Raw genomic sequence first — 25,690 nt, forward strand, 5'->3', positions numbered from 1 at the left:
CTTGGAATGACAGTTCACTGTTGAACTGTAAGTTCGACAATGCCTAAGCTTTTCACTTAGGAACGTGTCGCACCACCTTGTGGATCAATAATTATTGCTGTATTATACGGTTCTCCACCATCAGGATTTCTTTCCATTATAGAAAAAACACCATATACTTCAGACTCTTTACATGCCTCAGCAAACAAGTCTGTTTCTGGCCCAGGGACCGTACATAAAAACTCTTCTGTAGTCCATTTTTTTGTATTAAGCCCTTGCGTACTATATTCTGGAAATACTATCAATTCCAATCCAGGATACCCTGCTTTAGTTGAATGAATTGTTTTTATGATCTGTTTAATTTGTTTATCAATGTCTGCACGTGACTCTACTACCGGTACTGGATATTGTATTAATGCTGCTAAAAAACCACTAATTGGCTTTACCATACTTCCACTACTACCCATTTAAATTCCCCCTTAAAATAGTCCTTGTTTTATTAAAGATAACAATATAAATTTGTAACTCTCTAAAAAACTTGTACTACACATGGAATTATTATGCATTAAAGCTAGTAGTAAATCTTATATCCACTTTAGTACATGCCTACACTAACTTAACATAAATAATTAGAAAATTCAATCTATTAAAGTTTAGTAAAACTAAAAAAGTGTATGGAAACCCATACACTTTTTTACTTCGTTTGTAAATACGGCGGCAATTGTTGTAACTGCTCTTTATCCTTTTCACGCTCTCGACGCGCCCATCGAAAGAACACATAACCAATAATTGTACCGTACACTATTTCCTGGACAATTTTCATAATGATGCCGCCTGTTTGTTGGTCTTGTACGATCGGCATCCAGTGTAAAAATTCTGGTCCAGTTATATTTAAATCAGATAAAGTTCCCGCCGGTACACATAGTTCCATCGCCTTCATCCAAGCAGCCGGATCCGTATACGTTGCAAACAACGGCGCCGTTGCAAAAATAATTAACGCGCAAGCTGGCGTTAATAATATACCGTTAGCAAACATATAACCAAGTTTCTTTATATCACTTAACATTTGATATTCTGGTAATGGATTTAGCATCGGCCACCACATCATGATTGCCGTAAAGAACAATATAGCGAGACAGATAGGATGAGCAATTTGACTTTGTTTTACTGCATCAAAAACAACTGGTAAATGATAAAAAGAAAACAGGCCATTAAATACAAACAATGCAATAAGTGGCTTAGCAAATATCTTTAATATAATTTGAACGAACTTAAAAGAAGTAATATAACGATATAACCAAACTGGTATACCAAGCAACAACAAAGGCGGAACGGCAATATACATAACTGCCATTTCAAACATATGTGCACTAAATATAATATGACCAATTAAATCAATAGGCCCTCCCTTTACAAAATACAAAAGAACAATTCCAGTCGTAAAATAAAAAACTTGCTTCTTACTTACCTTTGTCGCATGTTCAAATCGCATTCTATACGGCCCAATAATTAAAAAATATCCAATGAGGATCGAAAGCATAAATAATAAAAAGATTGGACTCCATAGCGCTTGAAAACCAAATATCCACAAGTTACTCATTTTCACACCTACCTTCTTAAGGTTATCCGTTCACATAACATGAAGAGGGAGCTGTGTCAACACAAGCTCCCTTATTCTTCACTTTTCAAATCCACACAATTGTCATAAAAGCTAAAATTGTAATTAATCCGATCAACAGACCAGAATAAAGAAAGAAACTTGCCGCTTCATGTCCTTTATGACTCATATGCATAAAATAATACAATTGAAAAATTACTTGTACCACCGCTAATAGTAAAATAAATGGTACTGAAAAAGTCGGACTAAAAGTTTTCGGATATGCTACCGCTGCAAATGCAACTAATGTTAAAAAAATCATTAATGCAAATGTAATAACTTGATGCTTCATTTCCTCCGCACTTTTTCTTTTCCGATAAACAAGATCAACTTTAGGATTATTCGTTTGCTTTATCGCCATTGTTTATCCCACCATTCCCATTAAATATACTACAGTGAAAATAAACACCCAAACTACGTCAATAAAGTGCCAATAAATCGATGCAACATAAAACTTCGGTGCATTGTATAAATTTAGACCTCTCTTCGCATTCCTAAAGATTAATGTTAAAATCCAACACAATCCAAACAATACGTGGAGTCCATGTGTACCAACAAGAGCATAAAACGCGGAACCAAATGCACTACTTCTCATAGTATGCTTAAATTCATGCGTATAATGATAAAACTCATATATCTCAAACCCTAAAAATCCTAATCCTAGTAGCACTGTTACCAGTAGCCAAAGTTGCATTTTCTTAAAATTAAAGTTTTTCATATGATACATCGCATATACGCTCGTTAAGCTACTCGTTAATAAAAGCATCGTCATAATGAAAACGAGTGGCATTTGAAACATCTCTTGAGATGTTGGTCCGCCATTTGTAGAATTTTTTAACGCTAAATATGTGCCAAATAAGGAAGCGAACAATACTGTTTCGCCTCCAAGAAATAACCAAAAACCGACAAACTTATTTTTCCCCTCAAGGGTTGCTTTTTCAGGCTCTGCTGGAAATGTTTCATTCGTTAATTTTTCATCTACATGCATTACGCCTTGCCCCCCTTATCCTCTAAATCTTCTTTATGAATATGATACCCATGATCATCAATTACTGAACGTAGGAACATTGCGCCAAATGTAATGATTAAACCAATAATTGCTACTAATAACCAGAACTTATCTTTTCCGCCCTGCATATACATCGCACCAAATGCCGCTATAAACAATCCGAAAGAAATGACAAATGGTGAAAACGAAGGATTTGGCATATGAATATCACCAACTGGTTCCGCTGCTGTCATCTCTTTATTCCCTTCACGTTTTTCAATCCAAAACGGATCTAATCCACGAACAAATGGTAATTGTTTAAAGTTATATTCTGGTGTCGGTGCTGGCATTGTCCATTCTAATGTACGTGCATCCCACGGATCACGACCAGCTTTTTCTTTTGATACTGTCGTTTTAATTACATTGAATAGAAGAACAATCGTTCCAAGAGCCATAAACACCGCTCCGATGGAACTAATCATATTCCCCATTTCCAACCCTTGCCCTTCAAGATATGTGTAGTAACGGCGTGGCATACCAATCAAGCCAAGGAAATGCTGAATAAAGAACGTTAAATGGAAGCCGATAAAGAATAGCCAGAACGTTATCTTTCCTAATGTTTCATTTAATACTTTATTAAACATCAGTGGCCAATAATAATGAGCTCCTGCAAGTAAACCAAATACAACACCGCCAACGATTACATAATGAAAATGCGCTACTACGAAATAGTTATCATGAAATTGATAATCAGCTGGTGCAGATGCTAGCATAACCCCTGTAACTCCACCCATTACGAATGATGGAATGAAAGCTACTGCCCACATCATTGGTGTCGTAAAACGAATACTTCCGCCCCACATTGTAAAGAGCCAGTTGAATATTTTGATACCAGTTGGAACCGCAATCGCCATTGTTGCGACCGAGAAAATAGCATTAGCAACTGGACCAAGTCCAACAGTAAACATATGGTGCGCCCATACCATAAACCCTAAAAATCCAATTAATACAGTCGCAAACACCATCGATGAATAACCAAACAATCGTTTTTTCGAAAATGTCGCGAAGATTTCTGAGAATATTCCGAAAGCTGGGAGTATAAGAATGTATACTTCTGGATGACCGAAAATCCAAAATAAATGCTCCCATATAATTGTATTCCCGCCCAATGCCGGATTAAAGAAACTTGTTCCAAATAAACGATCTAACATTAAAAGTCCTAATCCTACAGTTAACGGCGGAAAAGCGAATAATATAAGCGAAGATGTTACAAATGTCGTCCATGTAAACATCGGCATACGCATGTACGTCATTCCTGGCGCCCGCATATTAATAATGGTTACAAGGAAGTTAATACCTCCAATTAATGTACCAATACCTGAGATTTGCAAGCCAAGCACATAAAAATCAACACCATGGCCTTTAGAGGCTAAAGCTAAAGATGCATAAGATGTCCATCCTGCATCAGGCGCTCCACCTAAAAACCAACTTAAATTTAAAAATACTCCACCAAAGAAAAATAACCAAAATCCGAGTGAATTCAAAAACGGGAACGCTACATCACGTGCACCAATTTGAAGTGGTACAGCGGCGTTCATAAATGCAAACACGAGTGGCATAGCTGCGAGGAAAATCATTGTTGTACCGTGCATAGTTAATACTTGATTATAAGCATCCCCAACAAGAAAAGCGTTGTTAGGAATCGCTAATTGAAGGCGAATAAATAGAGCTTCTATTCCGCCTATTATAAAAAACAATCCACCTGCAATTAAATAGAGAATGGCAATCTTTTTATGGTCTACTGTCGTTAAATAATCCCATATGACAGCACCCATCCCCTGTTTTTTTGCTACAGAACTCACGTTTTCAACCTCCCCTTCGCGAATAATCCCTCTTTACTTTTCAACTTTTAACGTTTGTAAGTATGCATTTAATGCATCAATTTGATCGTCTGTTAAGTTGCCATATTTACCAGTCATTTTATTTCCTGGTTTCATATTTTCAGGATCTTTCAGCCATTTTTTTAAGTTTTCTTCATTGTTTTCAGCAATGCCGGCAACTGTATCGCGATCCGCAAAGTTTGCTAAGTTTGGTGCGATACGAGCGGAAGGTGGTCTACTATCATTAGATCCAACTGCGTGACAACCAATACAGCTTTTATTAAATATTTCTTGGCCTTCTTGCGCCTTTGTTGAAGCTACTTCTTTCTTCCCATCGATTTTCTTCATATCAGCAAGCCACTTTTTGTACTCGCTTTCATCTAAAGCTTTCACTTTGAATTGCATTAAAGAATGTGATGGGCCGCAAAATTCTGTACAAAAACCATTATAAGTGCCCGATTTATCTGCCTTTAACCACATTTTGTTCACATTATCTGTATTTGTATCCATTTTCCCAGCTAAAGATGGAACCCAAAACGAATGTTTAATATCGGCACCCTTCAAATTCAAATACACTTTCTTACCTGTGGGGATGACTAAATCTTGAGAAGTTACTATCTTTTCTGATTTATAAGAAAATTCCCACCAATAAAGATTCGCTGTTACATCAACAACGATAGTATCTTTATCAATATTCTTTTTCTCCATCGCACTTACATCAGCAAGTTTGAATGTATATGTAACCGTCGGAACAGCTAAGATTAGCAAAAGAATAATCGGAATAACTGTCCATATAATTTCTAGTTTGTAATTCCCTTCAACTTGCTCCGGAATATAATCTTCCTGACCTTTCTTTTGTCGGAAACGCACAATTACATATAAGAAAATAATAGTAACTACTAGTACTACTCCTACCATGATCGCACTTGCTAGTAAGAGCAGATCATATTGCATTTTTGCTACTTCTCCTTGCGGAATTAAAGTAGATTGAAAGGCTTTACCGCATCCCCCTAACAGTAAAGCCAGCAGTGAAACGAACGAAAGCAGTCGCCACTGTTTCTTCATACAAACAACCCCCACTTTCCTTGTGAATTAGATTGTACTTTATAGTTAAGTAAAGTAAATCTCAACGTAAAGAAATCCAATTATGTCGTTGTCTTAGAAGAATGTAACTACAATCATTGATACAAATAAGATTGTTAAATAATTTAGGGAATAAACAAACATTTGCACAGACCATTTGATGTCATCTTTCTTACGGAAGCCATAAAAACCTAAAACGATCCATCCGATGTTAAGCAGTGTTGCAATTACCATAAATGTTATCCCTAGTCCACTCATATAAAATGGTAGTGGTAATAAACATACTGTCCAAATCATAATTTGGCGTTTCGTAATTTCAAATCCATGAACTACAGGAAGCATTGGAATTCCTGCGTTTCGATATTCATCAACACGTTTCATTGCTAATGCAAGGAAATGTGGGATTTGCCAAATAAACATAATTAAAAATAACATCCAAGCAATTGGATGGCCTAAAGATGGATCGATTGCTGCCCATCCAATTAAAGGTGGAACTGCACCAGATATACTACCTACAACAGTATTTAGTGTATACTTTCTCTTTGTCCATAAACTATATAAAACAACATATGTGAAAGCACCAATAAATCCCATTAAGACTGCCATTGGTGTTGTTAATAATAAAAATACAAAACCAAGAAGTAATATAACTAGTCCAAATGTAAGTGCAAATCCTGGTTTATACTTTCCAGTAACCGTTGGACGGGTCTTTGTTCTTTCCATTAATGGATCGATGTCTCGATCAATGTAGTTGTTTAAACAACATACCCCTGCCATAACTAATCCAGAACCAACGATTGTAAAGAATAACTTATCCAGATTGTCCATTACACTTAATCCATTAAAGTGTAATGCCAACCAAAATCCTGTAAATACAGTAAGTGTATTTGAGTTTACAATCCCCATTTTAACGAGCGCTTTTAAATCTTGTAACCGAGTTGTTTCCGGTACGCTTGTAACAGCAGACTCATCATGCAGCTCACTTGTTGCATGGTTCATCACTTTAACCCCCTCTTAAAACTTTCGTCTTTCTTTTTTGCGCCTATTTCAAATTGAAATATTTCGCTTCTATATAGCAATATTATTACAGTAGAAACATTGTTAACCCATTCTACTACTAATCTACGCCCATACTCCAATATATTAAATCATATTTCCCGAACATTTTGTGAAGAAAACATGAACTTTTTGTGTCGAACATAAAAAACTTAATTGTTACTTATCCATATCATAACATGATGTTACCTTCTATAATAAACTTTTTTGTCATATTTAACACGTATTCTCCCCATTTCTTTTCAAAATAGCCTATTTTTCACCTAAAAATTTCCTTATAAACCTTATTTCCACACCCGTTTTCTCTTCCCTGTCTTCCCCCTCCATTTCTTTGCTATTTTATTATTTTTTATATATCATAGGAACTAGCGCGTTTTATTCTATACATAATGGAATGAAAATATTTCGCAATAACTTCATAGCAGAAAGATGGTGAAAGAGATTGCAACGCTTTATTAAATGGTTAGCAGTCATTACGAGTCTTGATTTATTAATAGTTTTATTAGGAGGCGCCTTAGTTACAAAAACAGGCTCTGGCCAAGGATGCGGTAAATCATGGCCACTTTGTAACGGTGAATTTGTTCCATCTAATTTATCAATGGAAACTATTATTGAACTAAGTCATCGCCTTACATCAGGATCAGCAGGAATTCTTGTCACTCTCCTTTGTATTTTGTCCTGGAAATATTATAAACATGTGCGCGAAACAAAAACGTTAGCAATTTTATCCTTCGTATTTTTAGTTGCACAAGCATTAATGGGCGCCGCAGCGGTTGTTTGGGGGCAAATGCCAGCTGTACTTGCTATCCATTTCGGTATTTCCTTAATTTCATTTGCTTCTGTCATTTTATTAACGTGTCTTATCTTTGAAATTGACCAAAAATTCGATGCACGTTCACTTATTATGGACAAAAAAATGAAATTTCATATTTATGGTGTAACAATTTACAGTTATATTGTCGTCTACACAGGGGCTTTAGTACGTCACGAACGAGCTAGCTTAGCCTGTCCAGACTTTCCTTTATGCAGCAAAAATAGACCTATGCCAACTCAATTACATGAATGGGTTCAAATGGGACATAGAGTTGCAGCGATGTTAATTTTCGCTTGGATACTATACGCGATGATTCTCGCTATCCGCCATTACAAACAGCAGCCTGTCGTATACTGGGGATGGATCATCTCATTTATCCTTGTTACACTTCAAGCTATCGTAGGAATTTTAGTCGTATTTACAAATGCTAGTTTATCAATGGCATTATTACATTCCCTATTCATTTCTTGCTTGTTTGCTGTACTATGCTATTTAGTTATGTTAGGTACAAGAAGTAAAGTGAATGCAAAAGAAGCTGCATCAATTTCTAAACAAACAAAATAAATGAAAATACCTTGCCCGAATTGGCAAGGTATTTTTTCGTAATAAAAAAGAGTTGCGTTTCCGCAACTCTTTTTTATTTTAGTGATCTAATTCAATGAGTAAGTCACCCGTTTGAATTGCATCTCCATCGTTAACATATACTTTTTTCACTTTACCATTAAACGGCGCTTGAACTGTCGTTTCCATTTTCATCGCTTCTGTAATTGCCATAGAATCGCCTTTTTTCACTTCATCGCCTTCTTTTACAACTACTTTAATAACCGTTCCTGGCATTGTTGCGCTAATGTGGTTTGGATTTTCACGGTTTCCTTTCACACGTTGTGCAACTGTCGCTTTCACACTTTCGTCTTTCACAACAATCTCACGTGGTTGACCGTTAAACTCCAAGTAAAGCACACGATTTCCATCCGGCTGAGGCTCTCCAATTGATACTAGTTTAACCATCAATGTTTTACCTTGTTCAATTTCCACATCGATTTCTTCACCAAGTCTCATACCATAGAAGAATGTCGGTGTATCAAGCACAGATACATTTCCATAAATCTCAGCAACTTTTTCGTAATCCATAAATACTTTTGGATATAATGCATATGCAACTACATCAAACATCGTCACTTCGCGTCCAAGTTTATGGAATAGCTCTTCTTTTAACGCGTCGAAATCTACTGGTTCTAATAATTCACCTGGTCTTACTGTTAATGGTTCTTTCCCTTTTAAAATAATTTCTTGTAACTTTTTCGGGAAACCACCATATGGTTGTCCTAAATCTCCAGAGAACATTTCAACAACAGATCCTGGGAAGTCCATAGAATGTCCACGCTCTAAAACATCTTGTTCTGTTAAGTGATTTTGAACCATGAATAATGCCATATCACCAACAACTTTAGATGATGGTGTTACTTTAACAATATCACCAAACATGTCATTCACACGGCGGTACATTACTTTCACTTCATCGAAACGATCGCCTAAGCCAACCGCTTTCGCTTGTTGTTGTAAATTACTATACTGTCCGCCTGGCATTTCGTGCATATATACCTCTGTATGAGGAGCATTCATACCACTTTCAAACGGTGCGTAGTATTTACGTACATCTTCCCAGTAATGAGATAATTTTTCTAATGAATCTATATTAACATCTGGCTGTCTTTCGTTTCCACCTAACGCATAGTATAGCGTGTTCGCACTTGGTTGTGACGTTTGACCAGCCATAGAACTTACTGCTACATCGACAATGTCAACACCTGCTTCAATTGCCTTCGTATACGTTAATATACCATTTCCACTCGTATCGTGTGTGTGCAGGTGAATCGGAATCGATACCGTCTCTTTTAATGCTGAAACTAAATCATATGCTGCATTTGGTTTTAGTAAGCCCGCCATATCTTTAATACCTAAAATGTGAGCTCCTGATGCTTCTAATTCTTTTGCTAAATTTTTATAGTAATTTAAATCATATTTACTACGCAGTGGATCATGAATATCCCCTGTGTAACACATCGTTGCTTCTGCAATTTTACCAGTATCTCGTACAGCATCAATCGCAACTCTCATACCTTCTACCCAGTTTAAGCTATCAAAAATACGGAACACATCAATTCCAGCTTGGGCAGAACACTCCACAAACTTTTGAATTAAATTATCCGGATAGTTTTTGTAACCAACCGCGTTTGAAGAACGAAGTAACATTTGGAATAAAACATTTGGCATTTTTTCACGAAGATCTAGTAATCGTTCCCACGGATCTTCTTTTAAGAAACGATATGCAACATCAAACGTTGCACCGCCCCACATTTCTGCTGAGAATAAGTTCGGTAACATTCTCGCTGTCGGCTCTGCAATTTGGTGTAAATCTTTTGTGCGAATACGCGTTGCAAGTAATGACTGATGCGCATCACGGAACGTTGTATCCGTTAAAAGTACACGTTTTTGATCTTGTACCCATTTTACTAATCCGTCTGCCCCACGCTCATCCAAAATTTGTTTCGTTCCATTTTGGATTGGCTCTGAGTGTAATACATTCGGTATACGAGCATCTGGGAAAATTGGTTTCTCTTTTTTCCCTACCCCCGGGAAGCCATTTACTGTTACTGTCCCGATGTAATTTAACATTTTCGTTCCGCGGTCTTTACGTTTCGGGAACAAGAATAGTTCAGGTGACGCATCAATAAATGAAGTGTCATATTCCCCTGATAAGAAGTTTTTATGTTTTACTACATTCTCTAGGAATGGAATATTCGTTTTAATACCACGGATACGGAATTCTTTTAAGTTACGTTCCATTTTTGCAGCAGCTTGTTCAAAAGTAAGCGCCCATGTTGTAACTTTTACGAGTAAAGAATCATAGTACGGTGTAATAACAGCACCTTGGAAACTATTACCTGTATCAAGACGAACCCCAAATCCACCACCTGATCGATATGCCATAATTTTTCCTGTATCCGGCATGAAATTATTTAGTGGATCCTCGGTCGTTACACGAGATTGTATTGCAAATCCATGTACAACAACTTCCTCTTGCTTTGGAACACCTACCATTTTACTATGTAATGCATGTCCATCAGCTATTAAAATTTGTGATTGAACGATATCGACTCCTGTAATCATTTCTGTAATTGTATGTTCTACTTGAACACGCGGATTCACTTCAATGAAATAGAAATTATCATCTTTTACAAGAAATTCAACTGTTCCTGCGTTTAAATAATTTACATTTTTCGTTAACTTTACAGCAGCATCACAAATACGCTGACGCAAATCATCTGAAAGCGACACACTAGGTGCAATTTCTACTACTTTTTGATGACGACGTTGTACAGAACAGTCTCGCTCGTATAAATGAACAACATTGCCCTCTTCATCTGCTAAAATTTGAACTTCTATATGTTTAGGTTTTTCAACGAATTTTTCTACGTATACTTCATCATTACCAAAGGCTGCTTTTGCTTCTGACTTTGCTCGATTATACGATTCTCTTAATTCTTCACTAGTACGTACAATACGCATACCACGACCGCCCCCGCCAAGGGAAGCTTTAATAATAATCGGGTAATCATACTTTTCAGCAAATTTTTCGACTTCTTCTAATGAATCTACTGGCCTATCACTACCAGGAATAACTGGAATTTGTGCTAGCTGCGCTTGTGTTCTTGCTTTTACTTTATCTCCAAACATATCTAAATGCTTACTTTTTGGACCGATAAAGATAATCCCTTCTTCTTCACAACGTTTTGCGAATTGAATATTTTCTGACAAGAAACCATATCCAGGGTGAATTGCATCTACATGATTACTTTTCGCAATCTCAATAATGCCCTCAATATCTAGATAAGCATCAATTGGCTTTTTTCCTTCCCCAACTAAATAGGATTCATCGGCTTTATAACGATGATAAGAACCACTATCCTCTTTAGAATAGATTGCAACTGTTTTTAATCCCAGTTCCGAACAAGCTCGAAACACACGAATTGCAATCTCTCCACGGTTAGCTACCAATACTTTTTGAATACGTTGCAGCTTTGTCATGATTTTCCCCCTCTACTTTCCTACCACTCTAGAGATAAAATATATACACACCATAAAGAGCTTGAAGTTCTTCACTTTCCACATTATATTATACTTAGAAAGCTTCACTTTATTTTTATCCATCATACCTTATTTTTTAACAAATGATAAGTTTTCTGAGCAATTTGTCTCACAAAAATAGTATAGCATACCTCTTCCTTTTCTAACAACTTAATTGTATATCACTTTTTATTAATATGATATACAATTTACCTGAAAGATAAATTAATACATCATATTTAAAACTACTTAAAAATAAAAAACACATCATGCTCTAAAGCACAATGTGTTTTATTTTACAACTACAAGATGTGGTCCACCTTGTTCTCTTTCTTTAACTGTCTCGTTCTGTTGTTTCTCTTGTCGTTTTACATGACTAGCAATATTGAGTAATATCCCCATCGCGAGTAGATTAGCTAATAAGGAACTCCCGCCATAACTAACAAACGGTAAAGGAACTCCTGTAAGTGGTATTAATCCAGACATACCACCAACATTAACAAATGTTTGGACTCCAAACAAACTTGCAATTCCGATAGCTATTAAACTTCCAAATGGATCTTTACACTTTTGTGCAACTCTAAAGGCCCGAATAATTATAAGTAATAAACAGATTAAAATAATAGCCACACCTATAAAACCAAGTTCTTCAGATATAATTGCCATTATAAAATCCGTTTGTGGTTCTGGTAAGTAACCATACTTTTGTACACTATTTCCTAATCCTCTACCATTTAGCCCTCCCGAAGCAATTCCAATAAACGAATTTATTAATTGAAATCCATCCTTTTGCGGATCGCTAAATGGATCAAGAAAAACAGAAAACCGTGCTTTTTGGTACTGACTTAATTTATAACTCCCAAGAAAATACAACGCCGGAGCCCATACTATAGATGTTAACAAGAATCTCTTTATCCATAAATTTACATTAACTCCTGAACAAAGAAACATAATTCCTACTGTTCCCGCAATTAACATATCGGTACCTAAGTCATTTTGCTTTAAAATTAAAAACATGATTAAACCAACACCTAAAAGTACTGGTCCTGATCCTTTAAAAACAGACGTATTCGTTTCTTGCCTTTTCGCAAAGAAATGGGCCAATACGAGAATAACTGTTATCTTAACAAATTCCGCAGGCTGTATTCCAAATATCCATCCATTTGCACCATTTACCGCTTTAGCAAAGAAGGCAGCTGCTGCTAATAATGCTACACTAATTCCATAACTCCCCAATAAAAAGATTCGTTTTCTCCACACTTTATATGGGATAATAACAAGAATTATTAATACTATTGTCCCAGCAGCTAAAGTAATTAATTGTCTTTTAAAAAAGAAATTTGCTGGTTTATCAAACCTCGAAATCGCAACAATGGAACTAGAACTATATACCATTATAACTCCCAGCACACATAAGATAACAAGAGGAAGTAATAATGAATAATCCATTGATTTCCATACTCTTTTCATTTCATTTCCTCTCTCTGTTTCAATTTAATTATTGTTGTATTCCATATGTACATTGATTCTTCCTGCTTTATTATACAAATAAAAAGCTCAAACTTTTTCAGTTTGAGCCCCCTTATTTGAACCCGTTATTGTTGTTTGTTTGTAAATGCTTCATGAAGTGCAGATAACTCACGTTCAAGCTCTCCTAACATTGCTTTCCCTTGTTCTTCTGCAATAAGACCAAGGCGAACTGCAAAATCGACTTCGCGGGATAGTCCAAACATTTGTGTGTCTAACACTTCTTCATATAATGGACATTGCGGCATTGTAAGATGGTCCATTTGCACCTTAATAAGTCTTAAAATCTTCTCCGCATCCGCTTGTAGAAGGGCTAGTGCCTTTTCCTGATGATTTGATACTGTCTCAGACGCCAAATTGATTCCCTCCGTTTCCGTCCTACTCTCTCCTATCTATTAATATTAGCGATAGTTTTAATAAATTGCAATAGAAACATTTTTTGTGACAATAGTGTCTAATACTATTATACTGAAAAGTGGGAATATAACACAAATGGGGGAACAACAATGAGCGAAATTTTATTTATTAATGGAAAAGTTCGTTTTCCAATCACTATCGATCCAACCGTTTGGATCTTTGATGATCGAAAAGTAGATTTGACAACTTACTTTGATGAAACGAGAGAAAACACTTCAGAACTAGAAGCTTATTTAAAAAACACTTCGGAACATTGGGATCGCGAAATCCGTGATGGTGCTGCTTTCCCGCCGATACAACAAAGTGTAAAGAAATTTAAAAAAGAACAGCTAATTACTGGAACGTTCGGTATACCATTTCAACCTTTTCTTGCTAATGCCGAAATTTCAGATGACGCTACGCAAGTCGAGATCGAAACAGTAGATGATACAATAACGCTTCCATTAGAAACTGTCAAACATGCTATTCTTGGTTTTTCAAAAGAAGGAAAACCATTAAAAGAAGATGGACCTGTTCATTTATATTACAATGATGGATCTAATAGACAAAATCCAATCCGTAACATCCGCAAATTTACAATTATTTAAAGAAAAGGAGTGAGCTTTTGCTCACTCCTTTTTATAGTAAATCTGCGGCTAGTTGAGCTAAATTAGATCGCTCCCCTTTAACAAACTTTACATGACCACTAATACGTTGCTCTTTAAACTTCTCTACAACGTATGTTAAACCGTTATTATATTCATCCAAATACGGATGATCAATTTGCTGAGGATCTCCCATTAATACGATTTTACTTTTTTCTCCTACTCTCGTTAGTATCGTTTTCACTTCATGCTTCGTTAAATTTTGTGCTTCGTCAATTATAATGAATTGATCTGGAATACTTCTCCCGCGTATATACGTAAGAGCTTCTACTTCTATCGAACCCATTCCAGCTAAAATAGCATCTAACTCTCCTGGTTTTTTCGTATTAAATAAATACTCTAGATTATCAAAAATCGGTTGCATCCACGGTCTTAACTTTTCTTCTTTTTCTCCCGGTAAATAACCGATATCTTTCCCAACTGGAACAATTGGCCGTGCAACGAGTAGTTTTTTATATAACCCTAAATCTTCCGTTTGCATGAGCCCCGAAGCTAAAGCTAGTAATGTCTTTCCTGTACCAGCTTTCCCTGTTAGCGTAACTAGTGGAATATCTTCACGAAGCAACAATTCTAATCCCATAATTTGCTGCACATTTCGTGGTCGTATTCCCCATACTTGTTCATTTGGAAAAATAAGTTTCTTTACCTTCTTACCTAAATGATCCACAATGCCTAGTGCTGAACTAGATCCACCTAACGCATCTTTCATTACTACAAACTGATTTGGATAAAAAGGATGATTTGCAATTTCGGATAAAGGCAATTCGCCTTTTTCATAAAAATAATCCAATTGTTCTTTTGATATATATCCTTCTAAAAATCCTGAATATATATTTTCCACTTCAATAACCCGATCACTTAAATAATCTTCCGCCTTTAAACCTATTGCATCTGCTTTTACCCTTACGAGCACGTCTTTACTTACTAAAATAACAGACTTCCCGTCCTCTTTTTCTTGTTCTTCTAAAGATAGATTTTTTGCTACAGCTAAAATTCGATTATCATTTGTTTTTTCTACAAAAATATCTTGTAGTTGGACAAACGAACGATGATTTAATTCAATACGAAATGTACCGCCGTTTTCTAGCGGAATACTTTCATGCAGTTTTCCTATTTCACGAAATTTGTCTATTAACTTAGATACATAACGAGCGTTTCGTCCTACTTCATCCATATAACGTTTTTTCGAATCAACCTCTTCTAATACAACTGCTGGAATCACTACTTCATTGGTTTCAAATGAAAAAATAGATAAAGGATCCTGCAAAAGTACATTCGTATCTAACACATAAATTTTATCCAACCTGTTACCCCCTGACTCCACTTTTAAATTTGTAGAACAAGGGTTTCATCCATAAAATATGGACGAACCATTGTTATAATTATATGTACCGTATAAACGAGGTAGAATCGAAATTTATAGCCATTAAACCTTTTATTTATTTTTTATTCATTTCTATTCAATATATTACTTTTAATTATAATTATTAACATAAAATCACAATAAGTGATTACAAAAGTTAATAACTGACTTTCTTATTTATCACATTTATAATTCTTTCATTCCTGCTAGTACTTGGTTATCGAGCTTTTTAGCTGCACGAAGATCATACGTTTTTTCATATGTTGGCTCAATTGCAAGTTTTGCACCATAAAACATAACATCACGTACTTCTTGTACATTTACTTCTATTACAGTTAATTTTAGAGGAATGCCTTCCATTCTATCAGTCAAAATTTCACCTGCACCACTTATGGAAAATACGGATTCATTCGCCATTATAGTCAATACCACTCCAGTACTATGTCTTATATTTTCCACAATACGTGAACGTTGATCTACTGCAAATCGAATACTAGTTTTACTCACTGCATACACCCAAGAAATAGCACTTACGTTAGGAACTTGTTTTTCAAAATCTGTTGTTGCTACCATAACAATACACTCTTTACGTAACGTTTGTACTAAATCATCTGTTAATGTGGGCTCTACTACATTCGCCATATTTCCACCTCCAAATATACTTCATATATCCTTATCATAACCTATTTTTTGAATTGCGAAAATATTATTTTTTCCCACTATTATTCAAAAACATTACACTTCCATGATATACTTATACTGATAGAATTCGTATTGAGGTGACGAAATGAGAGTCAAATGTATGATTTGTGATAAAAAAGATATGTTAGATGATGAAAATCCTATGGCAAAAAAGCTGCGTAATCGCCCTATTCATACATATATGTGCATGGAATGTTCGGAACGAATTGCTGAACGTACGATGGAACGTCATGCAAGTGGTAATTTCCGATTATATCGTGATAAAAAAGTCGAAGACGATTGGTAAAATATAAATAAGTCCTTTATCAATATGATAAAGGACTTATTTATATTTTTCAGGTTCGCGATTCATTTGATCCAAAAAACAATCAATAGCTTCTAATGGAAACCTTGCAGATTTTCTTTCTCCATTTATTTCATATGTAACTAAATACATTTCCTCGTTCTTCTTAACTTCCACATTTCTCAATTTATGTTCTTCATATATCATATTTTGAAATAACAAATACGTTTCTTTTGCAGCACTATCATCCGGACGTGCTTCGGCAACTGTTTTAATTGTTAACCAATTATATAACGCATCTTGTACGTAACGCATAAAACTCCCCCTCATCCTGCTTTTTGTTGTCTTGCTTGACGTAATCGCAACCTATAAATCCCAAGTACAATTGCTGCTACAACAAGCCCCTCTCCAACAGGTAAAAAAACTGCAAAGAAAGTTAACACTGTACACCCAATCACTAACGATATATATATCACTATATTTTTTATTATAGATAGTTTTCTTGCAAAACCTAAATTATACACAAGTGCACTTAATATAATAATGACGCCATACAGTAACCACATCCCTAGCTCTGGATTTTCATCGACTTTACATAACTTCGCAAAAAACGACATTCTTTCTAACACCATTTATCCCCCTTCCTCATAAATCAAACCATTTTTCTTTATGTACTTAATACAAGAGTAACCTGTGAAAAAAATACTGTCCACAAAAAGAGTAAATATTCTAAAAAATAAACATAAAAAAACAGCTACCTTAATTAAAGGTAGCTGTTTTACTATTTTACGCTTCTACAGATTTCTTTTTCTTAGCAGCTCTTTCACGTTCGCTCTTATCAAGAATCTTTTTACGTAAACGAATTGATTCTGGAGTTACTTCACAGAACTCGTCATCGTTTAAGTACTCTAATGACTCTTCTAAAGTCATTAAGCGTGGTTTTTTCATTGTTGAAGTTTGATCTTTCGTCGCAGAACGAATGTTAGTTTGTTGTTTCATTTTCACAACGTTAACTGTTAAGTCATTCTCACGAGTGTGTTCTCCGACAATCATACCAGCATATACTTCTGTACCTGGTTCAACGAAGATTACACCACGATCTTCAACTTGCATAATACCGTATTGTGATGCTTTTCCTGTTTCAAGTGAAACTAGAACACCTTGACGACGTCCACCAACTTGTCCAGCGTGTACTGGTTGGTAGCAATCGAATGTATGGTTTAAAATACCGTAACCACGAGTTAATGTTAAGAATTCTGTTGTGTAACCAATTAAACCACGTGCTGGAACCATGAAAGTAAGGCGAACTTGACCGTTTCCGTTATTCACCATATCTAACATTTCACCTTTACGAGCACCCATAGATTCCATAATAGAACCAGTGTATTCTTCAGGTACATCGATTTGTACACGCTCTACAGGCTCACATCTTACGCCATCAACTTCTTTAATAATTACTTCTGGCTTAGATACTTGTAGTTCATAACCTTCACGACGCATGTTTTCAATTAAGATAGATAAATGTAGTTCCCCACGTCCAGATACGATCCATGCATCAGGAGACTCTGTATTATCTACACGTAAACTTACATCTGTTTCTAATTGTGAACGAAGACGCTCTTCGATTTTACGAGATGTAATGTATTTACCTTCACGACCTGCAAATGGACTGTTATTTACAAGGAACGTCATTTGTAGTGTTGGCTCATCAATACGTAATAATGGTAACGCATCTTGATGTTCAACTGGACATACTGTTTCACCAACGTTAATGTCTTCCATACCAGAAACAGCTACTAAGTCTCCAGCTTTTGCTTCTTCAATTTCTTGACGTTTTAATCCCATGTAACCAAATAATTTTGTTACGCGGAATTGTTTTACGCTTCCGTCTACTTTCATTAAAGCAACTTGTTGTCCAACCTTCATTGTACCGCGGAATACGCGTCCAACTCCAATACGTCCAACATAGTCGTTGTAATCAAGAAGTGCTACTTGGAATTGAAGTGGCTCTTCGCTGTTATCAATTGGTGCAGGAATATGTTCAATAATTGTATCAAATAATGATTTCATATTCTCTTCTTGATTTGCTGGGTTTGAATCTAAGCTTGCTGTTCCGTTCATTGCTGATGCAAATACAACTGGGAACTCTAATTGATCTTCGTTTGCACCAAGTTCGATGAATAAGTCGATTACTTCATCAACTACTTCATCAGGGCGAGCGAAGTCACGGTCAATTTTATTTACTACTACGATTGGAGTTAAGTTTTGCTCAAGAGCTTTCTTTAAAACAAATCGTGTTTGTGGCATACAACCTTCATATGCATCAACAACAAGTAAAACACCATCAACCATTTTCATAATACGTTCTACTTCTCCACCGAAGTCAGCGTGACCTGGTGTATCTAAAATGTTAATTCTTTTATCTTCATAGTGAATCGCAGTATTTTTCGCTAAAATTGTAATACCGCGCTCTCTTTCTAGATCATTTGAATCCATTGCGCGCTCTTCAACGTGTTCGTTCGCACGGAAAGTCCCCGCTTGACGTAATAACTGGTCAACAAGTGTTGTTTTACCATGGTCAACGTGGGCAATAATTGCTATATTACGTAAATCTTGTCGTTTTTTCAACATGTCCAACTCCTAATGTCTTTTTAATCCTTCTCTATTATAAGAGCGAAGGGGATACAATAGCAATTAAAATAAAATCAAGAATGAAAATATAGTTGTATTCTTACTTTTGTGAAAGTAAAATGAGATTGGAGGGTGAAGAAATGGAACACATTCAATATCGCTTTTTATTAACTGCAATTATCGGTGTTATTTTCTTAATTGGTATCGGCATTATGATTGCTGAAAATAGTCCAATCGGTATTATTATTTGCATTATCGGCACATTTGTTACAGTTGGATACGGTTTTGTAACAAAAAGAAAAATGCGTAAATCGCAATAACGTCAAAAAGTAAGAAGCCTGTATACAGCCTCTTACTTTTTTTGTTACTTGGATATAAAGTGAAACTTTAATCAGTGGGTTTTTTCTTCATCCCCCACTGATTATCAGCCCTCACCAATCGGGATAAACGATAACACTTCTTCATACACCCCTGGCTTCGCAACTAATACGCTACTCTTCTCTACGATAGAAAGTGGCGCTCCGGAGAATGTTGTTACCTTGCCTCCAACTTCCTCTACAATTATCTGTCCCCCACCAAAGTCCCATGGTGATAATCTAGGTGTTACATATGCATCGATTCTTCCAGTTGCAACGTATACCATTTCTAATGCTGCACAGCCATATGATCTCGTGCCTCTTGCTTTCTTAACAAGTGCCATCATACTTTCCATATTAAGCAATGGATTGTCGGTAAGCCATATCGCATTTAAAGCTACAATACCTTGCTCTACGGTACCTTTTTCTAATAAAGGTATCGGTACTTCATTACAAAATGCTCCAGCCCCTTTTAACGCATGATATAATTCATCATGAACTGGATCATAAATAAGTCCAATCTTTCCGATACCGTTCTCATAAATTCCAATTGAAATTGCAAAATTTCTTTTTTGGTGAACAAAGTTCATCGTGCCGTCAATTGGATCAATTAACCAAACAACCCCGTCAGAAGAAGTTACCTCGTCTCCATAGCCCTCTTCACCTAAAATATGATGATGTGGGAATGTTTCTTTAATTTTCCCAATTAAAAACTGTTCTATTTCTCGGTCCATATTTGTTACTAAATCAGCTGCATTTGATTTTGTTTCTATAATAAGTGCTTTTTTCATTGATGCCATTAAATGCTCTCCCGCATCCCGAATCCACTGTTTGGCGTGTGCATCGATGTCTTTCCATACTTCTTGCATGTTTAAACACTCCGATCTATACTGTTCACAGAAAAAACGAACCCTTTATAAGGTTCGCACCAACTAATTTTTTATACATATACTATTATTACGCTTCTAAACGAATCATTTCAAGTCTTAACACTTCTAACTTTTGTACACACTCTTCTTTTTTCTGTTTATCATCTTCCATCATCGCATCATATAAAGTTGCTAATTCATAATCTAGCTCCAAACGTAGCACCGGTATTCTCTTTTCAGCATCTGTTCTCTTTAACGCATTAATCACCTGTCTCATATTATTTGCCTCCTCCCAATATTCGTCTGCCCTCGGACTAGAATTAATTCAATTTTCTGACTTTTTTGTTTTATACTATACTATGTTGGATAAATCATCTATGCAACAAAATTATATTTTTTTATTTAAATTTTTTTGTGCTGTTTTTTTTATGAATAGTACAAGCTATGCTAAAATAAAAGCAAAATAGGAGTTGGAGGAACAATCATGACACTACAAACATTCAAATCAACTGATTTTGAGGTCTTTACAGTTGATGGTCTCGAAGAACGAATGAGTGCAATTAAAACGAACATTCATCCTAAGCTAGAAGCTTTAGGGGAACAGTTTGCAGCGTATTTATCCAAACAAACTGATGAGAACTTTTTTTATCATGTAGCAAAACACGCACGTCGCAAAGTCAATCCACCAAACGATACTTGGGTTGCTTTTTCAACAAATAAACGCGGATATAAAATGCTACCACATTTCCAAATTGGATTATGGGGTACTCATGCCTTCATATACTTTGGTTTAATCTATGAGTGTCCACAAAAAGTGGAGACGGCTCACGCCTTCTTAGAACATATAAATGATTTAAAAACAAATATTCCAAATGACTTCGTTTGGTCCATTGACCATACTAAACCAAGTGTAAAATTACATAAAACACTTGAAACAAATGATTTACAAAAGATGATTGAACGTCTAGCTACTGTAAAAAAAGCAGAATTATTAGTTGGTATTCATATATCACCAGAGGAGTTTTCAGCAATGACCAACGAACAATTCCTTGCTAAGATTGAATCTACGATGCAATCACTCCTTCCTTTATATGCACTTTGTAATCGATAGTAGAAAACGGACAATTTATATTGTCCGTTTTTAGTTGTTATCACATTATATCACTTCAGTTTTTATTTTTCAAAATATTTTTTACATTTTCACAAGCTTTTCTTCTTCAATTTCTTTAGCCTTCTGAATCGCACGGTATATAGAATATCCACTTACTTCTTGAAACTCTTTATCAATTTTCTTTTCTTCTGCTTTCGATGGAACAATCTCTTTAAAACGACGATATAAACCCATTAATTCTTCTCTTACAATTCCTTTTTCATATGCTTTCTCAATCGCTTCATAAAACTTCACAATTGTAACCATTTCCTCATTTGACCAATCATAATCTAACGGATATTGATATTCCATTTCGCACCTCATTTATCATTTCTTCTTATTTCAATACGCTATCTTAAAGTGATTTTTTCTACTTCACTATAGTCACTTTGCATTATACACTATTTATTCATTTTAATGGAATTGCCTTCCACTAGAAGTTAGTAGGCAGCTACTATTTAACATACTCACCGTAAAAATATTTTTTGCTATACATCTATAATTATTGGTGATATAATGCTTTTGTTTTATAGGAAATAAAGTGAAGCTCCCATCTCAAAAAAGCTTTTGTGAATGGCAGAAAAACAAGTCTCATTCTAAAAAAGAACTTAACTTTTTTAGAACAAGATTATATAAAACAAACTCTAATAAATATAAAAAAAAGAAGGGGTGTATAGATTGTCCCAATACGAAACACCATTGTTTACCGCTTTAGTTGAGCACAGTAAGCGAAATCCAATTCAATTCCATATTCCAGGTCATAAAAAAGGGCAAGGCATGGATCCTGAATTTCGCGAATTTATTGGGCATAATGCATTAGCAATTGATTTAATTAACATTGCGCCGCTCGATGATTTACATCATCCAAAAGGTATGATTAAAGAAGCACAAGATTTAGCAGCCGCTGCATTTGGTGCGGATCATACTTTCTTTTCTATTCAAGGTACAAGTGGCGCAATAATGACAATGGTGATGAGCGTTTGCGGTCCTGGTGACAAAATACTAGTGCCACGAAACGTGCATAAATCAGTAATGTCAGCTATTATTTTCTCAGGTGCAAAACCTATTTTCATGCATCCTGAAATCGATCCAAAACTTGGTATTTCACATGGAATCACAATCCAATCTGTCAAAAAAGCACTTGAAGAGCACTCAGATGCGAAAGGCTTACTTGTTATTAATCCAACATACTTTGGCTTTGCTGCGGACTTAGAACAGATTGTACAATTAGCACATTCTTACGATATCCCTGTACTCGTTGATGAGGCTCATGGTGTTCATATTCATTTTCACGATGAACTGCCGATGTCAGCGATGCAAGCCGGTGCAGATATGGCAGCAACGAGTGTTCACAAGTTAGGTGGATCTTTAACACAAAGTTCTATTCTTAATGTAAAAGAAGGCCTTGTGAACGTAAAACATGTTCAATCTATTATTAGCATGCTTACGACTACATCAACGTCTTACATCTTGTTAGCCTCCCTAGATGTTGCTAGAAAACGTCTTGCTACAGAAGGAAAGGCGCTCATAGAACAAACAATACAATTAGCGGAACAAGTTCGTAATGCTATAAATGATATTGAACATCTTTACTGTCCAGGGAAAGAAATGCTAGGTACGGATGCTACTTTTAACTATGATCCTACAAAGATAATTGTATCTGTAAAAGATTTAGGTATTACAGGCCATCAGGCTGAAGTATGGCTTAGAGAGCAATATAACATTGAAGTAGAACTCTCAGATTTATACAACATACTATGTCTTGTCACTTTTGGGGATACAGAAAGTGAAACGAATACACTTATTGCGGCATTACAAGATTTATCAGCAACATTTAAAAATAAAGCTGATAAAGGTGTTCAAGTGCAAGTAGAAATTCCAGAAATACCTGTGTTAGCACTTTCTCCTCGAGATGCTTTTTATTCGGAAACAGAAGTCATCCCATTTGAAAATGCAGCAGGTCGTATTATAGCTGATTTCGTTATGGTTTATCCGCCAGGGATTCCAATCTTTACTCCGGGGGAAATTATTACACAAGATAACTTAGATTATATTCGTAAAAACTTAGAAGCAGGTTTACCTGTACAAGGTCCTGAAGATATGACATTACAAACATTACGCGTGATTAAAGAGTACAAGCCTATCAGTTGATAGGCTTTTCTTTCACCCTTTTGGCCTTTTCTCATACGATATTATGTAATGTAACGTATAGGTGGGGATACTATTATGATTGTAATAGGCCGTTCTATTGTACATCCTTATATCACAAATGAATATGAGCCATTTGCAAATGAGAAACAACAAATTTTATCTATAATGGCAGGAAATCAAGAAATCTATTCCTTCCGAACATCTGGTGAACTCAGCTTTGATCTAAATTTGCGTGTTAATATTATTACTTCTGCATTAGAACTTTTTCAAAGTGGTTTTCAGTTTCGTACATTTCAACAATCTTTTTGTAACCCTCAGTATTGGAAAAGAACATCTCTTGGAGGATTCGAGCTCCTTCCAAACATACCCCCTTCCATTGCCATACAAGATATTTTCAAAAACGGAAAACTATATGGAACTGAATGTGCCACCGCTATGATCATTATTTTTTACAAAGCTTTACTAGCATTATATGAGGAAGAAACTTTCAACCGTCTCTTTGCAAACCTTTTACTTTATACGTGGGACTACGATCAAGATTTAAAGCTCATAACAAAGACAGCTGGCGATCTTGTCCCAGGTGATCTCGTTTACTTTAAAAATCCACAAGTGAATCCAGCTACAATCGAGTGGCAAGGAGAAAATACTATCTATCTAGGAAATTTCTTTTTTTATGGGCATGGCGTAGGTGTAAAAACAAAAGAAGAAATTATATACGCATTAAATGAGCGACGAGTCCCTTACGCTTTCATTTCCGCTTTCTTAACCGATACTATTACCCGTATTGATAGCCGTCTCATGAGCTACCATGCTTCTCCTAGCACACCACAGACATCCATAGGATTTATTCCGATTAGAGATGATGCAATTGTTGCAACAGTTGGCAACACAACTACAGTTTATTAAAAAAAGCACCTACATATGTAGGCGCTTTTTTTATTTAAGCTTTTGAATGTTCTTTATGGTCACAGTCGCAATGAGATCCACATTTCCCGTATAGTACTATTGATTTTTCATCTTCAAAATGTCCGATTGTTCCTTCACATACTTGGCATACGATTGTTCCCATTTTTCATTTCCCCCTGATTTTTAATAGTAATCTATTTATTTATCATTAAGCTTTCGCATTATCTCTACTAGCACAGTCACAATTTGTTCCGCATTTTCCGTAAAGCACTGTCGTTTTTTCATCTTCAAAATGTCCGATTGTTCCTTCACATACTTGGCATACGATTGTTCCCATTTTTCATTTCCCCCTAAGTTTATGGTCCTAAAAACTTTCAGCTGTCCATTTCCTATCAATTATTGGGCTTTTGTATGCTCTGTGTGATCACATCCGCAAGATCCACATTTCCCGTAAAGTACTGTTACTTTCTCATCCTCGAAGTGTGCAATTGTACCTTCACAATCTTGACATACGATTGTTCCCATTTTTCATTTCCCCCTAAGTTTATAATCCCAAAAACTTTTTGTAACCGCTTAACTTTCTGTCTTTATTTTAATATGTTATACTTTTTACGTCAATAGGTTTTTAGTATAACACATTAAATATTTTAAATTTAAATTAGTATGCGATATTCAAATAAAAAAACAGCCATATTTATACGTACGACTGTTTTACATTATTTATTCTTCGTATTCCGCATGCAAAGATGTAGATGGAACTAGAAATGAGAAAAACTGAGATAACTCAGCTGCTTCCTCTTCTGAGCCTAATTTGAACACTTCCTGTAAATGTTGAACATTCTCTACATCATCTCGTCCAAGTAAAGTAGACCTTCCTGTTTGCATGCAAACAATAAGTGGCTTTCCAAAAAACATATTTGTATAAATAACACCAAAATCATAACGAGTATCATGTGTCATAAACCCCAAAAATCGTACCTTCACACTTTCATGCTCATCATACAATTTTTCAAACATCGGTTTCCACCTTTCTACATCACCTTTCATTAGTATATTAAACAAAAAAAGGAATACTCCTTTTAATTGTCAAAAAATTCAGTAGGATG

28 protein-coding genes and 1 pseudogene are annotated in these 25,690 nt (G+C 35.6%); 7 read left to right on the forward strand and 22 right to left on the reverse strand.

Translation table 11 applies throughout. The features are described 5' to 3' along the window. Positions 1 to 74: 74 nt before the first annotated feature. The 7 genes and pseudogenes from PDQ33_RS08350 to ctaB all read right to left on the reverse strand — a co-directional run. Positions 75 to 446: pseudogene (locus tag PDQ33_RS08350) on the reverse strand (nitrilase-related carbon-nitrogen hydrolase); the annotation flags it as partial. A gap of 227 nt (positions 447 to 673) precedes the next feature. Beyond that, the gene (ctaG, locus tag PDQ33_RS08355) at positions 674 to 1,579 is read right to left on the reverse strand and encodes a cytochrome c oxidase assembly factor CtaG (protein WP_270755313.1); all 906 of its coding nucleotides are present in this window, start codon (positions 1,577 to 1,579) and stop codon (positions 674 to 676) included. Between the two features lie 85 nt (positions 1,580 to 1,664). Then, positions 1,665 to 1,997: a cytochrome c oxidase subunit IVB gene (gene ctaF / locus PDQ33_RS08360; protein ID WP_000985699.1), complete on the reverse strand. Its 333-nt coding sequence runs from the start codon at positions 1,995 to 1,997 to the stop codon at positions 1,665 to 1,667. Positions 1,998 to 2,000: 3 nt separating this feature from the next. Continuing rightward, the gene (gene ctaE, locus PDQ33_RS08365) at positions 2,001 to 2,624 is read right to left on the reverse strand and encodes a cytochrome c oxidase subunit III (protein ID WP_000557861.1); all 624 of its coding nucleotides are present in this window, start codon (positions 2,622 to 2,624) and stop codon (positions 2,001 to 2,003) included. Further along, complete coding sequence (ctaD, locus tag PDQ33_RS08370; RefSeq protein WP_169509326.1) at positions 2,624 to 4,459, reverse strand: cytochrome c oxidase subunit I; 1,836 nt, start codon at positions 4,457 to 4,459, stop codon at positions 2,624 to 2,626. Before ctaD ends, ctaE begins: the two co-directional genes overlap by 1 nt. A 60-nt stretch (positions 4,460 to 4,519) precedes the next feature. Continuing rightward, on the reverse strand, positions 4,520 to 5,569 hold the full coding sequence (gene coxB / locus PDQ33_RS08375; RefSeq protein WP_270755316.1) for a cytochrome c oxidase subunit II: 1,050 nt from the start codon (positions 5,567 to 5,569) through the stop codon (positions 4,520 to 4,522). A 93-nt stretch (positions 5,570 to 5,662) separates the two neighbouring features. Further along, positions 5,663 to 6,586 carry a protoheme IX farnesyltransferase gene (gene ctaB / locus PDQ33_RS08380; RefSeq protein WP_001015058.1) on the reverse strand — a complete coding sequence of 308 codons (924 nt, stop codon included), beginning with the start codon at positions 6,584 to 6,586 and terminating at the stop codon, positions 5,663 to 5,665. A gap of 499 nt (positions 6,587 to 7,085) precedes the next feature. On the opposite strand from ctaB, the gene ctaA reads away from it, so the two are divergent. Further along, positions 7,086 to 8,021, forward strand: coding sequence for a heme A synthase (gene ctaA, locus PDQ33_RS08385; protein ID WP_001188736.1), 936 nt, complete (start codon positions 7,086 to 7,088; stop codon positions 8,019 to 8,021). Positions 8,022 to 8,099: 78 nt separating this feature from the next. Here ctaA and pyc read toward each other — a convergent pair whose 3' ends face one another. The 3 genes from pyc to PDQ33_RS08400 all read right to left on the reverse strand — a co-directional run bounded on the left by pyc (position 8,100) and on the right by PDQ33_RS08400 (position 13,468). Continuing rightward, the gene (gene pyc, locus PDQ33_RS08390; RefSeq protein WP_270755319.1) at positions 8,100 to 11,546 is read right to left on the reverse strand and encodes a pyruvate carboxylase; all 3,447 of its coding nucleotides are present in this window, start codon (positions 11,544 to 11,546) and stop codon (positions 8,100 to 8,102) included. Positions 11,547 to 11,876: 330 nt separating this feature from the next. Beyond that, positions 11,877 to 13,055, reverse strand: coding sequence for an FtsW/RodA/SpoVE family cell cycle protein (locus PDQ33_RS08395; RefSeq protein WP_000832767.1), 1,179 nt, complete (start codon positions 13,053 to 13,055; stop codon positions 11,877 to 11,879). Between the two features lie 125 nt (positions 13,056 to 13,180). Then, positions 13,181 to 13,468 carry a YlaN family protein gene (locus PDQ33_RS08400; protein ID WP_000135695.1) on the reverse strand — a complete coding sequence of 96 codons (288 nt, stop codon included), beginning with the start codon at positions 13,466 to 13,468 and terminating at the stop codon, positions 13,181 to 13,183. 150 nt (positions 13,469 to 13,618) lie between these two features. Between PDQ33_RS08400 and PDQ33_RS08405 the strand changes: the two genes are divergently transcribed. Then, complete coding sequence (locus tag PDQ33_RS08405; protein ID WP_001289788.1) at positions 13,619 to 14,116, forward strand: hypothetical protein; 498 nt, start codon at positions 13,619 to 13,621, stop codon at positions 14,114 to 14,116. Between the two features lie 31 nt (positions 14,117 to 14,147). Here the strand turns inward: PDQ33_RS08405 and PDQ33_RS08410 are convergent, their stop codons facing one another. Both PDQ33_RS08410 and PDQ33_RS08415 read right to left on the reverse strand, forming a co-directional pair. Continuing rightward, entirely contained in the window at positions 14,148 to 15,476 is a 1,329-nt protein-coding gene (locus PDQ33_RS08410) for a PhoH family protein (protein ID WP_000358084.1), read from the reverse strand. Positions 15,477 to 15,722: 246 nt separating this feature from the next. Next, positions 15,723 to 16,178, reverse strand: coding sequence for a pyridoxamine 5'-phosphate oxidase family protein (locus tag PDQ33_RS08415; protein WP_000024588.1), 456 nt, complete (start codon positions 16,176 to 16,178; stop codon positions 15,723 to 15,725). 145 nt (positions 16,179 to 16,323) lie between these two features. On the opposite strand from PDQ33_RS08415, the gene PDQ33_RS08420 reads away from it, so the two are divergent. After that, the gene (locus PDQ33_RS08420; RefSeq protein WP_001995040.1) at positions 16,324 to 16,524 is read left to right on the forward strand and encodes a YlaI family protein; all 201 of its coding nucleotides are present in this window, start codon (positions 16,324 to 16,326) and stop codon (positions 16,522 to 16,524) included. A 36-nt stretch (positions 16,525 to 16,560) separates the two neighbouring features. Here PDQ33_RS08420 and PDQ33_RS08425 read toward each other — a convergent pair whose 3' ends face one another. The 3 genes from PDQ33_RS08425 to typA all read right to left on the reverse strand — a co-directional run bounded on the left by PDQ33_RS08425 (position 16,561) and on the right by typA (position 19,152). After that, a complete protein-coding gene (locus PDQ33_RS08425) occupies positions 16,561 to 16,836 on the reverse strand; it encodes a hypothetical protein (RefSeq protein WP_270394160.1) in 276 nt (91 codons plus the stop codon). Positions 16,837 to 16,847: 11 nt separating this feature from the next. Beyond that, positions 16,848 to 17,150 (reverse strand): YlaH-like family protein, encoded by a 303-nt coding sequence (locus PDQ33_RS08430; protein ID WP_000893668.1) that lies wholly within the window; start codon positions 17,148 to 17,150, stop codon positions 16,848 to 16,850. Positions 17,151 to 17,307: 157 nt separating this feature from the next. Further along, the gene (gene typA, locus PDQ33_RS08435) at positions 17,308 to 19,152 is read right to left on the reverse strand and encodes a translational GTPase TypA (RefSeq protein WP_000914763.1); all 1,845 of its coding nucleotides are present in this window, start codon (positions 19,150 to 19,152) and stop codon (positions 17,308 to 17,310) included. 140 nt (positions 19,153 to 19,292) lie between these two features. Here typA and PDQ33_RS08440 point away from each other — a divergent pair, with 140 nt between their 5' ends. Continuing rightward, a complete protein-coding gene (locus PDQ33_RS08440; protein ID WP_000400127.1) occupies positions 19,293 to 19,472 on the forward strand; it encodes a DUF5325 family protein in 180 nt (59 codons plus the stop codon). Between the two features lie 104 nt (positions 19,473 to 19,576). Here PDQ33_RS08440 and PDQ33_RS08445 read toward each other — a convergent pair whose 3' ends face one another. Continuing rightward, positions 19,577 to 20,377, reverse strand: a complete 801-nt coding sequence (locus tag PDQ33_RS08445) for an inositol monophosphatase family protein (protein WP_001158692.1) — start codon at positions 20,375 to 20,377, stop codon at positions 19,577 to 19,579. An 88-nt stretch (positions 20,378 to 20,465) separates the two neighbouring features. After that, entirely contained in the window at positions 20,466 to 20,654 is a 189-nt protein-coding gene (locus PDQ33_RS08450; protein WP_001250164.1) for a hypothetical protein, read from the reverse strand. A 207-nt stretch (positions 20,655 to 20,861) separates the two neighbouring features. Here PDQ33_RS08450 and PDQ33_RS08455 point away from each other — a divergent pair, with 207 nt between their 5' ends. Then, positions 20,862 to 21,488, forward strand: coding sequence for a YktB family protein (locus PDQ33_RS08455; RefSeq protein ID WP_000175082.1), 627 nt, complete (start codon positions 20,862 to 20,864; stop codon positions 21,486 to 21,488). Between the two features lie 81 nt (positions 21,489 to 21,569). Here PDQ33_RS08455 and PDQ33_RS08460 read toward each other — a convergent pair whose 3' ends face one another. Then, the gene (locus PDQ33_RS08460) at positions 21,570 to 21,839 is read right to left on the reverse strand and encodes a UPF0223 family protein (RefSeq protein ID WP_000456556.1); all 270 of its coding nucleotides are present in this window, start codon (positions 21,837 to 21,839) and stop codon (positions 21,570 to 21,572) included. 366 nt (positions 21,840 to 22,205) lie between these two features. Between PDQ33_RS08460 and speA the strand changes: the two genes are divergently transcribed. Continuing rightward, complete coding sequence (gene speA, locus PDQ33_RS08465) at positions 22,206 to 23,678, forward strand: arginine decarboxylase (RefSeq protein ID WP_000084881.1); 1,473 nt, start codon at positions 22,206 to 22,208, stop codon at positions 23,676 to 23,678. A gap of 75 nt (positions 23,679 to 23,753) precedes the next feature. Then, complete coding sequence (locus tag PDQ33_RS08470) at positions 23,754 to 24,584, forward strand: protein-glutamine gamma-glutamyltransferase (RefSeq protein ID WP_270755328.1); 831 nt, start codon at positions 23,754 to 23,756, stop codon at positions 24,582 to 24,584. A gap of 34 nt (positions 24,585 to 24,618) precedes the next feature. Here the strand turns inward: PDQ33_RS08470 and PDQ33_RS08475 are convergent, their stop codons facing one another. From PDQ33_RS08475 to PDQ33_RS08490, 4 genes are all read right to left on the reverse strand, one after another. Then, the gene (locus PDQ33_RS08475; protein WP_270755330.1) at positions 24,619 to 24,747 is read right to left on the reverse strand and encodes a GapA-binding peptide SR1P; all 129 of its coding nucleotides are present in this window, start codon (positions 24,745 to 24,747) and stop codon (positions 24,619 to 24,621) included. Between the two features lie 45 nt (positions 24,748 to 24,792). Then, positions 24,793 to 24,921, reverse strand: a complete 129-nt coding sequence (locus PDQ33_RS08480; RefSeq protein WP_000536805.1) for a GapA-binding peptide SR1P — start codon at positions 24,919 to 24,921, stop codon at positions 24,793 to 24,795. A gap of 59 nt (positions 24,922 to 24,980) precedes the next feature. Then, on the reverse strand, positions 24,981 to 25,109 hold the full coding sequence (locus tag PDQ33_RS08485) for a GapA-binding peptide SR1P (protein ID WP_000536778.1): 129 nt from the start codon (positions 25,107 to 25,109) through the stop codon (positions 24,981 to 24,983). A gap of 195 nt (positions 25,110 to 25,304) precedes the next feature. After that, a complete protein-coding gene (locus tag PDQ33_RS08490; protein WP_033688489.1) occupies positions 25,305 to 25,601 on the reverse strand; it encodes a DUF3055 domain-containing protein in 297 nt (98 codons plus the stop codon). Positions 25,602 to 25,690: the final 89 nt, after the last annotated feature.

Origin of the sequence: Bacillus cereus group sp. Bc031 (assembly GCF_027716265.1) — a bacterium.
GTDB lineage: Bacteria > Bacillota > Bacilli > Bacillales > Bacillaceae_G > Bacillus_A > Bacillus_A paranthracis.

Excerpts from the sequence above, each read along its gene's own strand:
- ctaB (WP_001015058.1), bottom strand. The coding sequence starts at position 6,586 with ATGAACCATGCAACAAGTGAGCTGCATGATGAGTCTGCTGTTACAAGC.
- PDQ33_RS08445 (WP_001158692.1), bottom strand. The coding sequence starts at position 20,377 with ATGCAAGAAGTATGGAAAGACATCGATGCACACGCCAAACAGTGGATT.
- coxB (WP_270755316.1), bottom strand. The coding sequence starts at position 5,569 with ATGAAGAAACAGTGGCGACTGCTTTCGTTCGTTTCACTGCTGGCTTTA.
- PDQ33_RS08415 (WP_000024588.1), bottom strand. The coding sequence starts at position 16,178 with ATGGCGAATGTAGTAGAGCCCACATTAACAGATGATTTAGTACAAACG.
- PDQ33_RS08485 (WP_000536778.1), bottom strand. The coding sequence starts at position 25,109 with ATGGGAACAATCGTATGTCAAGATTGTGAAGGTACAATTGCACACTTC.
- ctaF (WP_000985699.1), bottom strand. The coding sequence starts at position 1,997 with ATGGCGATAAAGCAAACGAATAATCCTAAAGTTGATCTTGTTTATCGG.
- PDQ33_RS08470 (WP_270755328.1), top strand. The coding sequence starts at position 23,754 with ATGATTGTAATAGGCCGTTCTATTGTACATCCTTATATCACAAATGAA.
- PDQ33_RS08455 (WP_000175082.1), top strand. The coding sequence starts at position 20,862 with ATGACACTACAAACATTCAAATCAACTGATTTTGAGGTCTTTACAGTT.
- PDQ33_RS08480 (WP_000536805.1), bottom strand. The coding sequence starts at position 24,921 with ATGGGAACAATCGTATGCCAAGTATGTGAAGGAACAATCGGACATTTT.
- PDQ33_RS08490 (WP_033688489.1), bottom strand. The coding sequence starts at position 25,601 with ATGTTTGAAAAATTGTATGATGAGCATGAAAGTGTGAAGGTACGATTT.
- PDQ33_RS08440 (WP_000400127.1), top strand. The coding sequence starts at position 19,293 with ATGGAACACATTCAATATCGCTTTTTATTAACTGCAATTATCGGTGTT.
- ctaD (WP_169509326.1), bottom strand. The coding sequence starts at position 4,459 with ATGGGTGCTGTCATATGGGATTATTTAACGACAGTAGACCATAAAAAG.
- pyc (WP_270755319.1), bottom strand. The coding sequence starts at position 11,546 with ATGACAAAGCTGCAACGTATTCAAAAAGTATTGGTAGCTAACCGTGGA.
- ctaE (WP_000557861.1), bottom strand. The coding sequence starts at position 2,624 with ATGCATGTAGATGAAAAATTAACGAATGAAACATTTCCAGCAGAGCCT.
- PDQ33_RS08395 (WP_000832767.1), bottom strand. The coding sequence starts at position 13,055 with ATGAAAAGAGTATGGAAATCAATGGATTATTCATTATTACTTCCTCTT.
- PDQ33_RS08425 (WP_270394160.1), bottom strand. The coding sequence starts at position 16,836 with ATGCGTTACGTACAAGATGCGTTATATAATTGGTTAACAATTAAAACA.
- typA (WP_000914763.1), bottom strand. The coding sequence starts at position 19,152 with ATGTTGAAAAAACGACAAGATTTACGTAATATAGCAATTATTGCCCAC.
- ctaG (WP_270755313.1), bottom strand. The coding sequence starts at position 1,579 with ATGAGTAACTTGTGGATATTTGGTTTTCAAGCGCTATGGAGTCCAATC.
- PDQ33_RS08405 (WP_001289788.1), top strand. The coding sequence starts at position 13,619 with ATGAGCGAAATTTTATTTATTAATGGAAAAGTTCGTTTTCCAATCACT.
- PDQ33_RS08420 (WP_001995040.1), top strand. The coding sequence starts at position 16,324 with ATGAGAGTCAAATGTATGATTTGTGATAAAAAAGATATGTTAGATGAT.
- PDQ33_RS08450 (WP_001250164.1), bottom strand. The coding sequence starts at position 20,654 with ATGAGACAGGTGATTAATGCGTTAAAGAGAACAGATGCTGAAAAGAGA.
- PDQ33_RS08475 (WP_270755330.1), bottom strand. The coding sequence starts at position 24,747 with ATGGGAACAATCGTATGCCAAGTATGTGAAGGAACAATCGGACATTTT.
- PDQ33_RS08460 (WP_000456556.1), bottom strand. The coding sequence starts at position 21,839 with ATGGAATATCAATATCCGTTAGATTATGATTGGTCAAATGAGGAAATG.